We start from the raw sequence: 15,799 nt of genomic DNA on the forward strand, positions 1-15,799 counted from the left end.
AAAGCCCTCCATGCACCTGCTCGAAGCTCTGATCCTCGGCATCGTCCAGGGACTCACCGAGTTCCTTCCGATCTCCTCCAGCGCACATCTGCGCATCGTCGGCACGTTCCTCCCGTCAGGGGAGGATCCGGGGGCGGCGTTCACCGCGATCACGCAGATCGGCACGGAAGCGGCGGTCGTGGTGTTCTTCTGGCGCGACATCGTGCGCATCGTGACGCAATGGTTCCGTTCGCTCGTCGGCAAGGCCCCGCGAAACGACCCGGACGCCCGGATGGGTTGGCTGATAATCATCGGCAGCATCCCCATCGTGGTGCTGGGGCTGCTGTTCCAGGATCAGATCGAGACCGTGCTCCGATCTATGTGGATCGTCGCTGTCATGCTGATCGTCTTCGGCATACTCCTCGGGGTGGCCGACTACGTGGGGGCGAAGCGTCGCAAGCTCGACGATCTGACCTACCCGAACGGCATCGCCTTCGGGTTCGCGCAGGCACTGGCACTGATCCCCGGTGTCTCCCGTTCTGGCGGCACCATCACGATCGGACTCTTCCTCGGCTACGAGCGTGCCGCGGCGGCGCGCTATGCGTTCCTTCTCGCGATCCCCGCGGTCTTCGGCAGTGGCTTCTACCAGGTGTTCAAGAGCTGGGACGAGCCCTCGTTCTTCTCCTTCGGAGACACTCTCGCAGCGACCGGCATCGCCTTCGTCGTCGCACTCGGCGTGATCGCATTCTTCATGAACTGGATCTCGAAGCGCAGCTTCCTGCCGTTCGTGATCTACCGGATCCTGCTTGGCACCGTACTCCTGGTCCTGCTCGGCACCGGCGTCATCGCAGCCTGAGCCCTGTTCAGCGCTTTCGGTCGCCTGGTCCGTCATCACGGCGGCGGAGGTAGCGCTCGAAGGCCTGGGCGATGGCGTCGCCGGAGGCTTCGGGAGAGTCCCACGTGTCGCGCGTGCGCTCGAGCTGGCGGATGTACTCCGCCATGTCCTCGTCTTCAGACGCGGCGGCGTCGATGGACGCCTCCCATGCAGCAGCTTCCGTGCGAAGCGCCTGACGATCGATGTCGAGCCCGGTGAGTTCCTCGAGCCGGTCGAGGAGCGCGAGCGTCACCTTCGGTGATGGGGTCGCCGAAGCGACATAGTGGGGGACGCTCGCCCAGAGGCTCGCCGTGGGGATGCCCGCGTTCTCGGCGAAGTGCTCGAAGACGCTGAGGATTCCGACCGGGCCCTCGTAGAGCGAGCGCTCGAGATCGTGCGCCTCACGGACCTGCTCGTTCTGGCTGGAGGCGAAGATCGAGATCGGTCGGGTGTGCGGGACATCGGACAGCATCGCCCCCAGGGTGACGAGTCCGGTGATGTCGTCTCGTAAAGCGATATCGATGAACTCCGAGGCGAAGGCTTGCCAGGTACGCGCTGGTTCTGCTCCGGTGAGGAGCCAGAACTCGGGACCGGGTCCGGGGTCGCGAGGTCGCCAGAGTCCCGCCTCGGGCCAGGTGAGCTGGCGACGACCCTCCGCATCCATCCGGGTGGATGGGCGCGTGTACTGGTAGTCGAAGTACAGCTCAGGGTCGACGGAATGCACGAGGTCGTACTCCGACGACGAGCGCAACGCTTCGATCGCGGCGCTGGCTGCTTCACCCGCATCATTCCACCCGTCGAAGGCGGCGATGACGATGCGCGGACCGAGAACATCCATCGAGGGCTCCCTTCGAGATCGCGGTCGTTATCCTTCCAGGCTAGTCCGCGAGGACAGGATGCGGGCGGCACCCCGGCTAGCATGGGTTCAGTGAGCAGAAAGCCCAGCGCGGTCCTTTGGGACATGGATGGAACACTCGTCGACACCGAACCGTATTGGATGGCGGCTGAGACGGCGCTGGTCGAATCGTTCGGAGGTTCCTGGAGCCACGAGGACGCACTGCAGCTCGTGGGAAGCGGGCTCATCGACAGCGCCGTGATCTTGCAGAACGCGGGCGTCGCGATGGAGGCCGAAGCGATCGTCTCGCACCTGACCGACCTCGTGCAGGAGTCGCTGCGCACTCAGGGAGTCCCTTTCCGACCCGGTGCCCGTGAACTGCTCCGCGATCTGAGGGAGGCGGGCATTCCGACCGGCCTCGTGACGATGTCGCTGCGGCGGATGGCACTGAGCGTGATCGACCTGATCGACTTCGAGGCGTTCGACATCGTCGTCGCCGGCGACGACGTCGACAACCCCAAGCCGCACCCCGAGCCGTATCTGCAGGCGGCTGCTCTTCTCGATGTGGACATCGCCGAGGTGATCGTCATCGAAGACTCGCCGACCGGTGTCCGCGCAGGCCTCGCCTCCGGTGCTCTCACGCTCGCAGTGCCGCACATCGTTCCGCTCGACCACCTCGGTGCGCATGAGCTCTGGGCGACGCTCGCCGGCCGGGGAGCCGATGACCTCACCGACCTCTTCGACAGCAACAGCGCCGTGACAGGAGCCACCCGATGACCGAATCCCGTGTCCAGCGGCCGAGCGGGCCGTTCCGCGTGGGGGACCGTGTGCAGCTGACCGGCCCCAAGGGCCGTCTGCACACCGTCACGCTCCGGGAGGACGGCGAGCTCCACACGCACCAGGGTGTGCTTCGCCACCGTGACCTGATCGGCCTGCCGGATGGGTCGGTGGTGGCCAACAGCTCGGGCCACGACTACCTGGCGCTGCGACCACTGCTGCGGGACTTCGCGATGTCGATGCCCCGTGGCGCGGCGATCGTGTATCCGAAGGACGCCGCTCAGATCGTGATGCAGGCCGACGTCTTCCCCGGCGCCGTCGTCGTCGAGGCCGGAGTCGGATCGGGCGCACTCTCCCTTTCGCTCCTGCGCGCCATCGGCACCGCGGGCACACTGATCTCGTTCGAGCGTCGCGAAGACTTCGCCGATGTCGCGCGCGGCAACGTCGAGACGTTCTTCGGTGAGCACCCTGACACCTGGCGAGTCGTCGTGGGCGATCTGGTCGAATCGCTTCCGAACGAAGCAGTCGCAGGGTCCGTGGACCGCGTCGTGCTCGACATGCTCGCACCGTGGGAGTGCATCGACGCCGTCGCCGAGGCGCTCACGCCGGGCGGGGTCGTCCTCTGTTATGTGGCGACGGCGACACAGCTCTCGCGTGTGGCGGAGTACATCCGCCACACCGGCCTCTTCACCGACCCCGAAGCCTCGGAGACGATGGTCCGCGGCTGGCATGTCGAAGGCCTCGCAGTGCGACCCGACCACCGCATGGTCGCGCACACCGGGTTCCTGCTCACCGCTCGGAGACTCGCGCCCGGAGCTGTCGCACCGACGGTCAAGCGACGCGCGTCGAAGAGCAGCTACGGAGACGAAGACGTGGAAGCGTGGACGCCCGGCGCCGTCGGCGACCGCGAGATCAGCGACAAGAACCTCCGCAAGCGCGCCAGGGAAGCCGAGAAGGCCGCGGAAGGGGCGCGCCTGGCTGCCGCATCGCGCGATTCCGGGCACGCGACGGAATAGACTGGAGCGCGTGCGTAAAACGTCCGCCGTTCTGGCATCCCTCAGCCTCGCCGTCCTCGCCCTGACCGGGTGCACCGCGACCGCATCCGACGGTGCCGTCGCGTGTGATCGCGGCGGCAACGAAAAGATCTTGAACGTCGCAGACGTGAGCGGCGACATCGGCTCACTTCCGGAGGTCTCGGTCTTCGGACCAGTCAAGTCCGACAAGACGTCGTACGCCGACGTCACGGTCGGTGACGGCCTGGCGCTCGAGACGAAGTTCCAGCCAGTGGTCCTCGACATCGCCTTCTATGGCGGCGACAGCGGCGAGAAGCTCTACCAGTCCGAGTTCAACGGCGACCAGAGCCGTGTGCACAGCATCGACTACTGGGCTCAGCGCTCCGCCGGCCTCTCTGATGTGCTGGAGTGCGCGACCGCCGGCAGCAGGGTGCTCGCAGTCCTCACGCCTGAAGACTTCGGGGCCCAGAACGTCGAAGCGTTCGGACTCGACAAGGGCGAGAACATCGTCGCGGTCATCGACGTTCTCGATGTCATGCCCTCGAAGGCTTCGGGTGCGCTGCAGTTCAACGATGCACGTGGGCTTCCGACGGTGGTGCGCGCTCCTGACGGCACCCCTGGGGTCATCATCCCCGACGTGCCGGCACCGACCGAGATCACCACGCAGACTCTGATCAAGGGCGACGGGCCCAAGGTGAAGGCGGGCGACATCGTCGTGTCCAACATCATGGGCGTCGGCTGGGATGAGAAGAAGGTCACCACGAGTTCGTGGGGCGCAGAAGCCAGCATCGGTGCGGCGGCGGAACAGCTCGTCGGCGCCACGGTCGGATCTCAGCTCCTCGTCGTCTTCCCTGCGTCCGAGAGCACTCCTGCCACTGCTGTGGTCGTCGACATCCTGGGCGCAGTGACGGCGCCCACGAAGTGATGGCTGCCCGTATCCCCGCGGAGGAGCGCCTGACGAATCTCGTCGTGGCGCTGATGGCCACGGAGATCGGGTTGACCAAGCAGCAGATCCTCGACAACGTCTCGGGTTATCGGCAGCGCGCCGAAGCCGGCACCCGATCAGACGCGCTCGAGAAGATGTTCGAGCGTGACAAGGAAGAGTTGCGCTCGCTCGGCGTTCCGATCGAGACGATCGGAGATGCCGCTGATCCGAACGACCTCCGCGAGGCCCGCTATCGCATTCCGCAGGCGGAATACGACCTCCCCAGCGATATCGAGTTCTCTCCTGCGGAGCTCGCCGTCCTGCGTCTCGCCGGCAGCGTCTGGAGCGCGGAATCGGTCTCCGGAGATGCCCAGTCGGGCGTCCGGAAGATTCGCGCGCTGGGCATCGACGGTGATGAGCCGATCATCGGCTTCGCTCCGCGGATCACGGCGCGGGATGCCGCGTTCTCTCCGCTTCAGGACGCCATCGAGCGGTGCAGAGTGGTCGCCTTCGAGTATCTGAAGCCTGGTGAAGAAGCACCCCGTCGTCGGCGCATCCGCCCGCTGGCACTCGTCGACTACGAAGCTCGATGGCATGTGTTCGGCGTCGACGTGGACGCAGAAGAAGATCGCACCTTCCTTCTCAGTCGAATCGTCGGCGACGTGCGCGTGAGCTCACAGGCATTCGACCCTGCGCTGCGTGACGGTGCGGGGGAGCGTGCGCTGTCGGGGCTGGAGCGTGTCGCATCCGAGAACTCCGCGCTGCTGGAGATCACCCCCGGCACGGAGGCAGCGCTGCGCCTGGGCAGAAGGGCGACGACCGCGGCACAGGGCATCAACGTTCCCTTCGTCGATCTGCACATCCTCGCCGATGAACTTGCCTCCTACGGGCCAGAAGTACGAGTAGTGGAGCCTGCACCGCTGCGTGAGGCCGTCATCTCTCGGCTCCAAGCAGTCGTCCGCGCCAACGCCGATGCCGAGGAGGCGAGATGAGCGCGAAATCGAAACCGCTGCTCGCTGCTGATCGCGTGCGGCTGTACTTGACCCTCGTGCCGTATCTGCTCGAGCACGGTCAGGTGTCCCTCGAAGAGGCAGCAGCAGAGTTCGGTGTGACCGCGCAGGAGATGCGCGGGATGGTCGAGAAGCTCACCGTCATCGGCCTGCCCGGGGAGTCTGGCTACTGGCAGCAGCCGCAGGAGATGTTCGACATCAACTGGGATCTGCTCGATCTCGAAGACGTCATCGAGATCACGAACGACGTCGCCCTCCGCCGCGTGCCGCGCTTCACCGCAAGAGAAGCAGCGGCGCTTCTCGCCGGCCTGCAGATGGTGGCGGCCGTGCCGGCTGTGTCGGATTCAGGTCTGGTAGCCGGACTGATCTCGAAACTCTCCCGCGGTGCAGCAGACGCCACCGCCGACGTGGTCGTGGCTCCGAGCGCCGTCGACGAGGTTCGCGAGGCCGTGGCACGAGGCCTGCACGAGGGCGTCGCGATCTCATTCACCTACCAGGCTCCGGACGCCGCGCCGACGACTCGCACGGTGGACCCGATGCAGATCCTCATCACGAACGGACAGTGGTATCTGCAGGGGTGGTGCCATCTGCGGCAGGCGATGCGCACCTTCCACCTCGATCGCGTGAGCGCACCGACTCTGACCGACATCAGGATCACCCATGGTGGCGATCAGGTGCCGGAGGCATTCGCAGGGCTGGACGACGAACGCGTGGTCACGGTGCGGGTGCCCGAGCGACTCGCACCGCTTCTGAGCGGATTCGTGCCGACCGGCACAGCAGAGGCGATCGACGGATCGGTGACCGCCCAGCTGCATCTCGCCGACCCTCGCAGCATCAAGCGACTTGCCGCGCGGTTCGGCGGGGCGATGGAGGTTCTCGAGCCCGGCGTCGCGCGTTCCGCGACAAGGGACTGGGCCGCATCAGGACTCGCGCTCTATCACAAGCCCGATGCAAAGGTTTGATCTGTAGACTGGATCGAACGCTCACTGACGACGGGAATTCTGACATGTTCGCTGGAATGCAAGGCTGGCACCTGCTTATCGTGCTCGCCGTGATCCTCCTCCTGTTCGGTGCTGCCAAGTTGCCGGCTCTCGCGAAGAGCATGGGCCAGTCGGCCCGCGTGTTCAAGGGCGAGATGAAGGCGATGAAGGATGACGACGCCTCTCGCGCCGATTCCGTAGTCGTCGAGCCGACCACGGTGAAGGACTCGGGCATCGACCCTGAGACTCCGCCCCGCGCCTGACCGCCCGTGGCAACCATCGAACCGACCGTGACGCCCAAGGCGAATCGGGATCGGCGGATGTCGCTCGGCGCGCATCTCGTCGAACTGCGCAAGCGCCTGATGTACGCGGCGATCGCGCTTGTCGTCGGGATGGTCATCGCGTTCATAGTGGCTGATCCGGTGATCCACTTCATCACGGAGCCGATCAGGGTCATCGCCGAGAAGCGTGGTGACGACTTCAGTGCGCTGAACTTCGGCACGATCACCGCCGCGTTCGACATGCGCATGCGCATCGCGTTCTCGATCGGGCTCTTCCTCTCAGCGCCGGTCTGGCTCTGGCAGGTGTGGGCGTTCATCATGCCCGGGCTCACCCGCAAGGAGATCCGGTACACCATCGGCTTCGTCGTGGCCGCCGTTCCGCTGTTCTTCGCCGGATGCTACCTGGGTGTGATGATCATGCCCCACGTGATCGAACTCATGTGGAGCTTCACCCCGGACGGAGCGACGAACCTTTACAACGCGCAGGAGTACTACGACTTCGTCTTCAAGCTGATGATCGTCATCGGGGTCTCCTTCGTCCTCCCGGTGTTCCTCGTGGCGCTGAATCTCGCGGGAGTCATGTCGGGCAAAGCGATCCTCAAGGGATGGCGCGTCGCGATCATCATCGCGACGGTGTTCGCGGCGCTCGCGACTCCGGCTGCGGATGTCGTCAGCATGCTGATGCTCGCCGGCATCCTGATCGTGCTCTTCTTCGCGGCTGCAGGTTTGTCGATGCTCTTCGACCGGCGTAAGCGCAAGCGCGACGAGGCCTCGGGGCTTCTGCCGGATCCGGCATGAGTTCTCCTTCGGAGAAGTACGCGCGCGCGCAGGAAGCAGTGGAGCATCCGCAGTCGACGGCATTCGCGGCACTGCAGAAGTTCCAGCTCGATCCGTTCCAGGTCGCGGGGTGTCATGCGCTCGAGAGCGGACGCAGCGTGCTCGTCGCCGCGCCGACCGGTGCCGGAAAGACGATCGTCGGCGAGTTCGCGATCCACCTCGCCATGCAGACTTCGAGCGACAAGGCGTTCTACACGACGCCGATGAAGGCGCTGTCGAACCAGAAGTTCCGTGAACTGGTCGAGGTGTACGGCGCCGACCAGGTGGGGTTGCTCACCGGCGACACGAACATCAACGGCAACGCCCGCATCGTGGTGATGACCACCGAAGTGCTGCGAAACATGATCTATGCCGATTCCGCGGCCCTGCGTGACCTGCGGTACGTGATCATGGACGAGGTCCACTACCTCGCAGATCGGTTCCGCGGCGCGGTCTGGGAAGAGGTCATCATCCACCTCCCGGCCCGTGTGCGGCTGGTGTCGTTGAGTGCCACGGTGTCCAACGCGGAGGAGTTCGGCGACTGGCTCGACACGGTTCGCGGCGATACCGAGGTGATCGTCTCGGAGATCAGGCCCGTGCCTCTGGAGCAGCACGTGCTGGTCCGTGACGACCTCCTTCCGTTGTTCGACGATCGTGCCGGAATCGCCACAGCACAGGTGAACCAGGAGTTGATGCGCATCCGCTCATCGACAGGTTCGAACTACGACAACAACCGTCAGGCGCAGTCCTATCGCAGCAACCGACACGCGGGTCGCCAAGCCCAGCGGCCGCCCCGCGGCGGCCGCCGTCCGGTCCGAGCCTCGAATGTCCGCAGCATCGAGCGGATGGATCGCCCCGATGTCATCCGCCTGCTGGAGCGCGCGAACCTGCTCCCCGCGATCTTCTTCATCTTCAGCCGGGTGGGCTGCGACGCGGCCGTGCAGCAGGTACGTCGCTCCGGCATCAGGCTGACCTCGAACGACGAACGGGCCGAGATCCGCGCGATCGTCGAAGAGCGCACGCGCACCCTCCAGGAGGAGGATCTCGGCGTGCTGGGCTACTGGGAGTGGCTCGACAACCTCGAACGGGGTGTGGCATCCCACCACGCCGGACTGCTGCCCGCTTTCAAGGAAGTCGTCGAGGAGCTCTACCAGCGCAAGCTCGTGAAAGTCGTCTTCGCCACGGAAACCCTCGCGCTCGGAATCAACATGCCGGCGCGCACTGTCGTGCTCGAGAAGATGGAGAAGTTCAACGGCGAAGCCCGTGTCGCCATCACGTCGGGGGAGTACACCCAGCTCACCGGACGCGCAGGGCGTCGGGGGATCGACGTCGAGGGCCACGCTGTCGTGCAGTGGACCGAGGGGATGGATCCGCAGTCGGTCGCGGCGCTCGCGTCCCGACGCACCTACCCGCTGAATTCCAGCTTCCGGCCCACCTACAACATGGCCGTCAACCTGATCGACATGTTCGGCAAGTCCAGGGCCCGGCAGATCCTCGAGTCGTCGTTCGCGCAGTTCCAGGCGGATCGCGCAGTCGTCGGACTCGCACGGCAGGTGCGGGAGGCCGAGGAGTCGCTTGCGGGCTACCAGACGGCGATGGCCTGCGAGCACGGCGATTTCCCGGAGTACGCGGCCATCCGACGTGAGCTGAGCGACCTCGAGAAGAAGAACCGGCAGGACTCGAACGCGCCGCGGGCCTCTCGCGACAAGCGCATGAAGCGTATTCAGACCCTCCGGACGCAGATGCAGCGTCACCCCTGTCATCGTTGCCCCGACCGTGAGGCGCATGCCCGATGGGCGGAGCGCTATTGGAAGCTCAAACGACAGACCGATCGGATCCGGCGTCAGATCGAGACGCGCACCGGAACAGTGGCGCGCGTCTTCGATCGCGTCGTCGAGGTGTTGGAGACGCTGGACTACCTGACCGAGGTTGACGGAGAAGCCGCGCTGACCGACGCCGGACGCACCATGCGGCGCATCTACGGCGAACGGGACCTGCTCGTGGCCGAGTCTCTTCGCCAGGGACTGTGGGCAGGCCTCGATGCTCCTTCCCTCGCCGCGATGGCGTGCTGCCTCGTGTACGAGCCCCGGCGTGACGAGGCGAACTCGGGGGAGCGGGGCCTGCCTCGTGGAGCCTTCCGAGCCGCGTACGAGAAGACGACCACCCTTTGGGCCGAGCTCGACGATCTGGAGCAGGATCACCACCTGCCCGGGAGTGAGCCTCTGGCCGCAGGGCTGGCCGGTGCGATGCACAGTTGGGCGCGCGGCGGCATGCTCGATCGAGTCCTCATCGACGCCGACATGGCCGCCGGCGACTTCGTGCGCTGGACGAAGCAGACGATCGACCTGCTCGATCAGCTGTCGATCGTCGCAGAGGATGCCACGCTCGCCCGCACTGCCCGCGCCGCCCTCGACGGCGTGCGCCGCGGCATCGTCGCCTACTCATCCATGTGAGCGTGAAGACTATGCCCGAACCCCGAGTTCCACAGCGCCCTCTCCTGCCGCTGTGGGCCGCGACATCGAGCGCAGCGCTTGCTGCCGTGCTGATGTTCTTCTCGTATCCCGCGGCGGCAGTCTGGATCCTCGCCTTCCCTGCGACCGCACTGCTGCTCGTCGCGCTGATCGGGCGACGCTTCGGAGGAGCGCTGCTGGTCGGACTCGTCTACGGCATCCTGTTCTTCGGGCTTCTCGTGTCGTGGACCTCTCGCTATCTCGGCCCGATTCCCTGGGCGGCGCTCAGCGTCGTGGAGGGCGTACTGACGGCTCTGGCCCTGGTACCGATCGCTCTCGCCTACCGTTGGCTGCCGCGGGCCTTCCCAGGAGCCGCAGGACGACTGCTGGGCCTCCCGAGCGTCGTTGCCGCCCTGTGGGTCGGCCGTGAGCTGTTCGTCGGCTCCTGGCCCTACGGAGGCTTCCCGTGGGCACGGATCGGCATGAGCCAGGCGGAGAGCCCGCTCGCACCGATCTCCTCGTGGGTGGGAGTCAGCGGGCTCGGCTTCCTGATGGTGCTGATCGTCGCGATGCTCATCGAGGTCGTGCGGTTGCGCGCCTGGCGCACTCCGCTTCGCCTTGTCGTGCCGGCAGTACTCGTCGTCGTCCTGCTGTTCACACCGCTGTTCCCGACGTCCTCCACCGGTTCCATGAGGATCGCGGCCGTCCAGGGTAACGGGCCGACGGGATACTTCGATGAGCGCGAGCCGTTCGCGGTCATCCAGGCGCAGACCGACGCGACCGCCCCGCTCTACGGCGAGGACGTCGATCTCCTGGTCTGGCCCGAGGGCTCACTCGATGGCGATCCGTTCCAGATCGATGCCCTCGCTCGGCGCATGACCCTCATCTCGAACCGGATCGACGCTCCGCTGCTGGCCAATGCGGCCACCGGACGGGACGACCGCTACTTCAACACGTCGATGCTGTGGAACGCCGACGGCACCGCGACGCAAGTGCACGACAAACGGCACCCGGTTCCGTTCGGCGAGTACGTGCCCGACCGTGCCTTCTTCAACGCGCTGGCTCCCGATCTGATCGGACTCATCCAGAGGGAGTACACACCAGGCTCGAACCCGCCGATTGTCGATGTCGACGGAGATCTCGTCGGTCTCGCCATCTGCTTCGACGTCATCTACGACGACGTCATCTGGCAGGGGTTGAACGCCGGCGCCGAGGTGCTGGTGTTCCAGACCAACAACGCCGACTTCCGCGGCACGGACGAGAACCTTCAACAGCTGGCATTCGCCCGCATGCGTGCTATCGAGACCGGGCGCAGCGTCGTCAACGTCTCCACAGTGGGAACCAGCCAGGTCATCCGCGCGGACGGATCGACCGTCACCAGCCTGGACGCAGATGAGGCCGGAGCGATGCTCGAAGATGTCGAGCTCCGGTCCGGCCTCACGGCTGGTGTGGTGCTTGGCCCCTGGGTACAGGCGATCCTGCTGTGGGGCGGTCTCGGCGCGCTCCTGGTCGGGTGGTGGCGCGCCAGGAAGCGCTAGGCGCCGATCTTCTCGCGGGTCGGGTCTTCTCCGGCGCCACGGCGGGCGCGGATGAACGCGAGGCGCTCTTCGAGCAGTTCCTCGAGCTCGGCACGGGTACGGCGCTCCAGGAGCATGTCCCAGTGGGTGCGGGCGGCCTTCTCGTCGCTGGCCTCGAGCGTGACGGCCTGGCCGTCGACGTTCAGGCGGGCTTCGGCGCCGCACGCGCGGCACTCCCAGGTCTGGGGCGGCTCTGCATCCGCCGCGAACATCAGGTTCGTGACGTGGCCGCAAGTGTCACAGGTGTAGGTGGTCTCACGGCGCTCCATGAAAACGACGCCCTCTTCGCTCTGTAGGCTCTGGGCGCCGAGTCGGATGCCGCGCAGGCTGCGATCTGCCATTGTGTGGTCCTCTCGTCGCTGTCAGGTATAACGGTCCAGCCTGTGCGCTTCATCCACGCGAGCGTCTTCTCGGCGGAACTCACAGGTTAATCCCAGCGGCGGAGGTTATGGGGCGCGTCGTTGCCTAGCGAGGGGAGAGGGTCTTGAGCGCGACGTCCGCCCGGTCGGAGATGATGCCGTCGACGCCGAGAGCGACGAGTCGACGCATCTCCGCGGGGTCGTTGACGGTCCACACATGCACTTCGACGCTGCGGCGATGAGCCGCACGGAGAAGGGCGGGGGTCAACACCTTCAGAGCACCGTATCGATCCGGTATCTGGAGCGCATCGATCTCGCGCAGCACCCGAGTGGGGGAGAGGCGGAGGGCGGAGAGCGCCCGCAACGCGGCGATCGTCCTGCTTCCACCAGACGTGGCCGGGCGAAGCGATGCTCCGGATCGCAGCACGGAAGCCAACGTCGCACGGCGATTCGCGTCGGAGAAGCTCGTCACGAGCACCCGGTGCGTGTGCTCGACGAGAATCGGCCCGAGTGGTTCCACCGCAGCGCCCGTCTTCACGTCGATGTTGAAGCGGACTTCAGGAAAGGACGCCAGGGCCTCGGCCACTGTGAGGAGACCGCCGTGGTCGGAGAACAGCGCACGCAGTTCTCGGGTGCGGACGTCGCTGACCGCGCGAGCGTCACCGGCGAGGCGGTCGAGAGTCGCATCGTGGAAGAGCACCACATCACCGTCGGCGGTGACCTGGCAGTCGGACTCGATGTACTCCACGCCCGCCGCATGCGCGGCCGCGAACGCGGCAGCGGAGTTCTCCCAGACGCCCGAGTCCTCGCCCGCCGCGGTGATCAGACCACGGTGGGCGAGGACTCGGGGATGCCGCGTCTTCGAGAAGTAGGGGTGCGTCACGCGCCCGGAAGCGTGTTCGTCGGGCCCTGGCCCGGCTTCGGGGTGAACGCGCTGCCGATGCCCTTCAGCGCCTCGGTGAGCTCGCTCGGAATGATCCACAGCTTGTTGGACTGGCCCTCGCTGATCTTCGGCAGCATCTGCAGGTACTGGTACGCAAGGAGCTTGTCGTCAGGCGCTCCCTGGTGGATGGCGCTGAAGACGTTCTGAATGGCCTCGGCTTCACCCTGCGCGCGAAGAACGGCAGCCTGCTTGTCACCCTCGGCACGGAGGATCTCGGCCTGTCGAGCACCCTCGGCCTCGAGGATCGCCGACTGCTTGGTTCCCTCGGCAGTGAGAATGGCCGCTCGACGGTCACGCTCGGCACGCATCTGCTTCTCCATGGAGTCCTGGATGGAGACAGGCGGATCGATCGCCTTGAGCTCCACGCGACCGACACGGATTCCCCATTTGCCGGTCGCCTCGTCGAGCACCACACGCAGCTGGCCGTTGATGTTGTCACGGCTCGTGAGTGCCTCTTCGAGGTTGAGACCACCGACGACGTTGCGAAGCGTGGTGGTGGTGAGCTGCTCGACGGCGCCGAGGTAGTTCGCGATCTCGTACGTCGCGGCACGCGCATCGGTCACCTGGAAGTAGACCACGGTGTCGATCGAGACCACGAGGTTGTCCTCGGTGATCACGGGCTGCGGCGGGAAGGACACGACCTGCTCGCGCATGTCGATCAAGGGGCGCAGCCGATCGATGAACGGGACGAGCACGTTCAGGCCGGGGGTCAAGGTCTTGTGATAGCGCCCGAGACGCTCCACGACACCTGCGGTCGCCTGCGGGATGATGCGGATCGCGCGGGCAACCGTGACCACCACGAAGATGATGATCGCGATCACGAGGATCCACAGGATCGCGGTGGGGATGAACGATGCGTCGTTCACGGAGTTCTCCTAGTCGTTTACGGGACGGACGATGGCGGTGGCGCCGTTGATCGCGCTCACGGCAACCGGGGCACCCTGCGGGATCGGAACGGGGGTGGCGGCGCGTGCGGTCCAGGTGTCGCCGTTGGCGAGCTTGACCTGACCGGAGATCTGAGTGATCTCATGCAGCGCGATGCCGCGCAGATCGACGAGCGCGTCGACGTTGGACTTGGTGGGGTCTTCGCCGCGCCGCAATCGCTTGAGCAGCGGCGGGCGCAGGAACAGAATGAACAGCGCGGCAGCGGCCGCAGCGATGATCACCTGCACCCAGACCGGAACGCCGATCAGATCGGTGACGAGACCGACGACACTGCCGAAGCTCAGCATGAGGAAAGTGAAATCCAGCGAGAGCATCTCGATGACGAGGAAGACGGCGATCAGGACCAGCCAGCCGATCCAAGCCCATTGGTCGATGAACGTGACGAATGTCGCGAAGTTGTCCATGCGGCCTCCTTTGTGGTCAACGTATCACGCGGGGGACCACCGATCCCGGCGCCACAGCGCGTGCTTGGTAGTGTGTGAGGGCCGTGCGATCACGGCTTTTTCACGCATCATGAGGAGTCACCGTGACCGACGTTCTTCCCGCAGGATCCCTTGACGGCAAGGTCGCCCTTGTCACCGGTTCGTCGCGGGGCATCGGTGCCGATACCGTGCGCTACCTCGCCGAGGCCGGTGCCGATGTCGTCATCAACTTCCGCAACAAGGCCCCCCGTGCGGAGAAGCTGGCCACTCAGCTGCGCGAGCTCGGGCGCCGGGCGCTCGTGGTCGGCGCCGACCTGACGGACCCGGCGTCCGTCGCCGAGATGTTCGACGCCATTCGCGCTGAGTACGGTCGGCTCGACGTCCTGGTCCTCAACGCTTCAGGAGGCATGGAGTCGGGGATGGCCGAGGACTACGCGCTGACCCTGAACCGCGACGCACAGCTCAACGTCCTGAACGCGGCGACGCCGCTGCTCGGCGAAGGCGCGCGCGTCGTGTTCGTGACCAGCCACCAGGCGCACTTCATCCGCACCACGCCGACCATGCCGGAGTATGAGCCGGTCGCGCTCTCGAAGCGTGCCGGCGAGGATGCGCTTCGTGAGCTCATCCCCGGCCTCGCGGAAAAGGGAGTCGGATTCACCGTCGTCTCCGGCGACATGATCGAGGGCACCATCACCGCGACGCTGCTGGAACGAGCGAACCCCGGCGCGATCGCAGAGCGCCGCGAGTCGGCCGGCAAGCTGTACAACGTGTCGGAGTTCGCGGCTGAGGTCGCCAAGGCCACGGTCGACCCCGTACCTGCGGACAACACGCGCCTGGTCGGCGATGTGAGCGCGTTCGTCGCCGAGTAGGCGTAGACACACAGATCGGCCCCGTCCTGCATCACGCTGGACGGGGCCGATCTGTGTGTTGACGGGATGTGTCAGCTCGCGGCGCCATCCTGAACCGCGGCGACGAACTCCTTCGCGTCCTTGCCGAGCGTGATGGCACGCACGATCTGGACGATTCCGAGCACGACGAGCGCGATTCCGAGCAGCAGCCAGAAAGCGAAACCGGCGATGAGCGGCGAGAACAGCACGATGATTCCCGCGATGATGCTCAGGATCGCGTACAGGAGCGTCCAGACGCGAGAACCGTCGCTACCCAGGAGGGTCAGCGCCACGACGCCGTCCACGATCCAGCTGACGCCGATGAAGATCACGACGACGAACGCGAGCGTGGCTGCAGCAGCGTTCAGGTTGAAGAACGCGATGACACCGGCTGCGATGTACAGCAGCCCGAGGACGATGTGGCCGACACGTGCCCATCCGCCCTTCGCGCTCGAGAAGATACCGAGTCCGACGTAGACCAGACCAGCGATGATCAGGTACGAGGCGAAGATCGCCGTGACGATGACAGCGGACTTCACCGGCCAGACGAGGAGGACGATACCTGCGATCAGCGCGAGGACACCGGCGACGGCCAGCGTGACGCGGATCGACTTGAACAAGGACTTGGCCTCGGTGAGTGGTTCAGTCATGGTGGGGACCCCTTTCTGAGAAGATCCTGTGAGGATGCATCCTCAGGGTAGCGCTCTCGCGACCCGCTGCGGGGGA

The 15,799-nt window shown here is 65.8% G+C and carries 17 protein-coding genes; 11 read left to right on the forward strand and 6 right to left on the reverse strand.

The window, feature by feature from the left end; translation table 11 throughout:
- Nucleotides 1–10: 10 nt before the first annotated feature.
- Complete coding sequence (locus ACIQTX_RS11635; RefSeq protein WP_028501898.1) at nucleotides 11–835, forward strand: undecaprenyl-diphosphate phosphatase; 825 nt, start codon at nucleotides 11–13, stop codon at nucleotides 833–835.
- A gap of 7 nt (nucleotides 836–842) precedes the next feature.
- On the opposite strand, the gene ACIQTX_RS11640 is transcribed toward ACIQTX_RS11635, so the two are convergent.
- Nucleotides 843–1,691 carry a PAC2 family protein gene (locus ACIQTX_RS11640; RefSeq protein ID WP_028501897.1) on the reverse strand — a complete coding sequence of 283 codons (849 nt, stop codon included), beginning with the start codon at nucleotides 1,689–1,691 and terminating at the stop codon, nucleotides 843–845.
- Nucleotides 1,692–1,772: 81 nt separating this feature from the next.
- Between ACIQTX_RS11640 and ACIQTX_RS11645 the strand changes: the two genes are divergently transcribed.
- From ACIQTX_RS11645 to lnt, 9 genes are read left to right on the forward strand one after another with little or no spacing between them, the layout of a single operon-like run.
- Nucleotides 1,773–2,465 (forward strand): HAD family hydrolase, encoded by a 693-nt coding sequence (locus ACIQTX_RS11645; RefSeq protein ID WP_374954111.1) that lies wholly within the window; start codon nucleotides 1,773–1,775, stop codon nucleotides 2,463–2,465.
- Nucleotides 2,462–3,481: a tRNA (adenine-N1)-methyltransferase gene (locus ACIQTX_RS11650; protein WP_105525387.1), complete on the forward strand. Its 1,020-nt coding sequence runs from the start codon at nucleotides 2,462–2,464 to the stop codon at nucleotides 3,479–3,481. Before ACIQTX_RS11645 ends, ACIQTX_RS11650 begins: the two co-directional genes overlap by 4 nt.
- Before the next feature lie 10 nt (nucleotides 3,482–3,491).
- The gene (locus tag ACIQTX_RS11655) at nucleotides 3,492–4,403 is read left to right on the forward strand and encodes a hypothetical protein (RefSeq protein WP_402972255.1); all 912 of its coding nucleotides are present in this window, start codon (nucleotides 3,492–3,494) and stop codon (nucleotides 4,401–4,403) included.
- Complete coding sequence (locus ACIQTX_RS11660) at nucleotides 4,403–5,395, forward strand: helix-turn-helix transcriptional regulator (RefSeq protein WP_402972257.1); 993 nt, start codon at nucleotides 4,403–4,405, stop codon at nucleotides 5,393–5,395. Before ACIQTX_RS11655 ends, ACIQTX_RS11660 begins: the two co-directional genes overlap by 1 nt.
- A complete protein-coding gene (locus ACIQTX_RS11665) occupies nucleotides 5,392–6,375 on the forward strand; it encodes a YafY family protein (protein WP_105525384.1) in 984 nt (327 codons plus the stop codon). The genes ACIQTX_RS11660 and ACIQTX_RS11665 overlap by 4 nt, the downstream gene beginning before the upstream one ends.
- A 44-nt stretch (nucleotides 6,376–6,419) precedes the next feature.
- Nucleotides 6,420–6,656 carry a twin-arginine translocase TatA/TatE family subunit gene (gene tatA / locus ACIQTX_RS11670; protein WP_028501891.1) on the forward strand — a complete coding sequence of 79 codons (237 nt, stop codon included), beginning with the start codon at nucleotides 6,420–6,422 and terminating at the stop codon, nucleotides 6,654–6,656.
- Between the two features lie 57 nt (nucleotides 6,657–6,713).
- On the forward strand, nucleotides 6,714–7,472 hold the full coding sequence (gene tatC, locus ACIQTX_RS11675) for a twin-arginine translocase subunit TatC (protein ID WP_028501890.1): 759 nt from the start codon (nucleotides 6,714–6,716) through the stop codon (nucleotides 7,470–7,472).
- Nucleotides 7,469–9,943, forward strand: coding sequence for a DEAD/DEAH box helicase (locus ACIQTX_RS11680; RefSeq protein WP_402972260.1), 2,475 nt, complete (start codon nucleotides 7,469–7,471; stop codon nucleotides 9,941–9,943). Before tatC ends, ACIQTX_RS11680 begins: the two co-directional genes overlap by 4 nt.
- Before the next feature lie 11 nt (nucleotides 9,944–9,954).
- Nucleotides 9,955–11,478 carry an apolipoprotein N-acyltransferase gene (gene lnt / locus ACIQTX_RS11685; RefSeq protein WP_402972262.1) on the forward strand — a complete coding sequence of 508 codons (1,524 nt, stop codon included), beginning with the start codon at nucleotides 9,955–9,957 and terminating at the stop codon, nucleotides 11,476–11,478.
- Here lnt and ACIQTX_RS11690 read toward each other — a convergent pair.
- The 4 genes from ACIQTX_RS11690 to ACIQTX_RS11705 form a co-directional block, all read right to left on the reverse strand.
- Nucleotides 11,475–11,858: an RNA polymerase-binding protein RbpA gene (locus tag ACIQTX_RS11690; RefSeq protein ID WP_021200565.1), complete on the reverse strand. Its 384-nt coding sequence runs from the start codon at nucleotides 11,856–11,858 to the stop codon at nucleotides 11,475–11,477. The two genes, lnt and ACIQTX_RS11690, sit on opposite strands and share 4 nt — an antisense overlap.
- A gap of 124 nt (nucleotides 11,859–11,982) precedes the next feature.
- Nucleotides 11,983–12,759 carry a glycerophosphodiester phosphodiesterase family protein gene (locus ACIQTX_RS11695; RefSeq protein WP_402972265.1) on the reverse strand — a complete coding sequence of 259 codons (777 nt, stop codon included), beginning with the start codon at nucleotides 12,757–12,759 and terminating at the stop codon, nucleotides 11,983–11,985.
- Nucleotides 12,756–13,685, reverse strand: a complete 930-nt coding sequence (locus ACIQTX_RS11700; protein ID WP_028501886.1) for an SPFH domain-containing protein — start codon at nucleotides 13,683–13,685, stop codon at nucleotides 12,756–12,758. Before ACIQTX_RS11700 ends, ACIQTX_RS11695 begins: the two co-directional genes overlap by 4 nt.
- Nucleotides 13,686–13,694: 9 nt before the next feature.
- The gene (locus ACIQTX_RS11705) at nucleotides 13,695–14,168 is read right to left on the reverse strand and encodes an NfeD family protein (protein ID WP_028501885.1); all 474 of its coding nucleotides are present in this window, start codon (nucleotides 14,166–14,168) and stop codon (nucleotides 13,695–13,697) included.
- Nucleotides 14,169–14,290: 122 nt separating this feature from the next.
- Between ACIQTX_RS11705 and ACIQTX_RS11710 the strand changes: the two genes are divergently transcribed.
- On the forward strand, nucleotides 14,291–15,055 hold the full coding sequence (locus tag ACIQTX_RS11710; RefSeq protein ID WP_028501884.1) for an SDR family oxidoreductase: 765 nt from the start codon (nucleotides 14,291–14,293) through the stop codon (nucleotides 15,053–15,055).
- A 71-nt stretch (nucleotides 15,056–15,126) separates the two neighbouring features.
- Here ACIQTX_RS11710 and ACIQTX_RS11715 read toward each other — a convergent pair whose 3' ends face one another.
- Complete coding sequence (locus tag ACIQTX_RS11715) at nucleotides 15,127–15,723, reverse strand: HdeD family acid-resistance protein (protein WP_028501883.1); 597 nt, start codon at nucleotides 15,721–15,723, stop codon at nucleotides 15,127–15,129.
- Nucleotides 15,724–15,799: the final 76 nt, after the last annotated feature.

Source organism: Microbacterium sp. NPDC090281 (assembly GCF_044769635.1).
GTDB lineage: Bacteria > Actinomycetota > Actinomycetes > Actinomycetales > Microbacteriaceae > Microbacterium.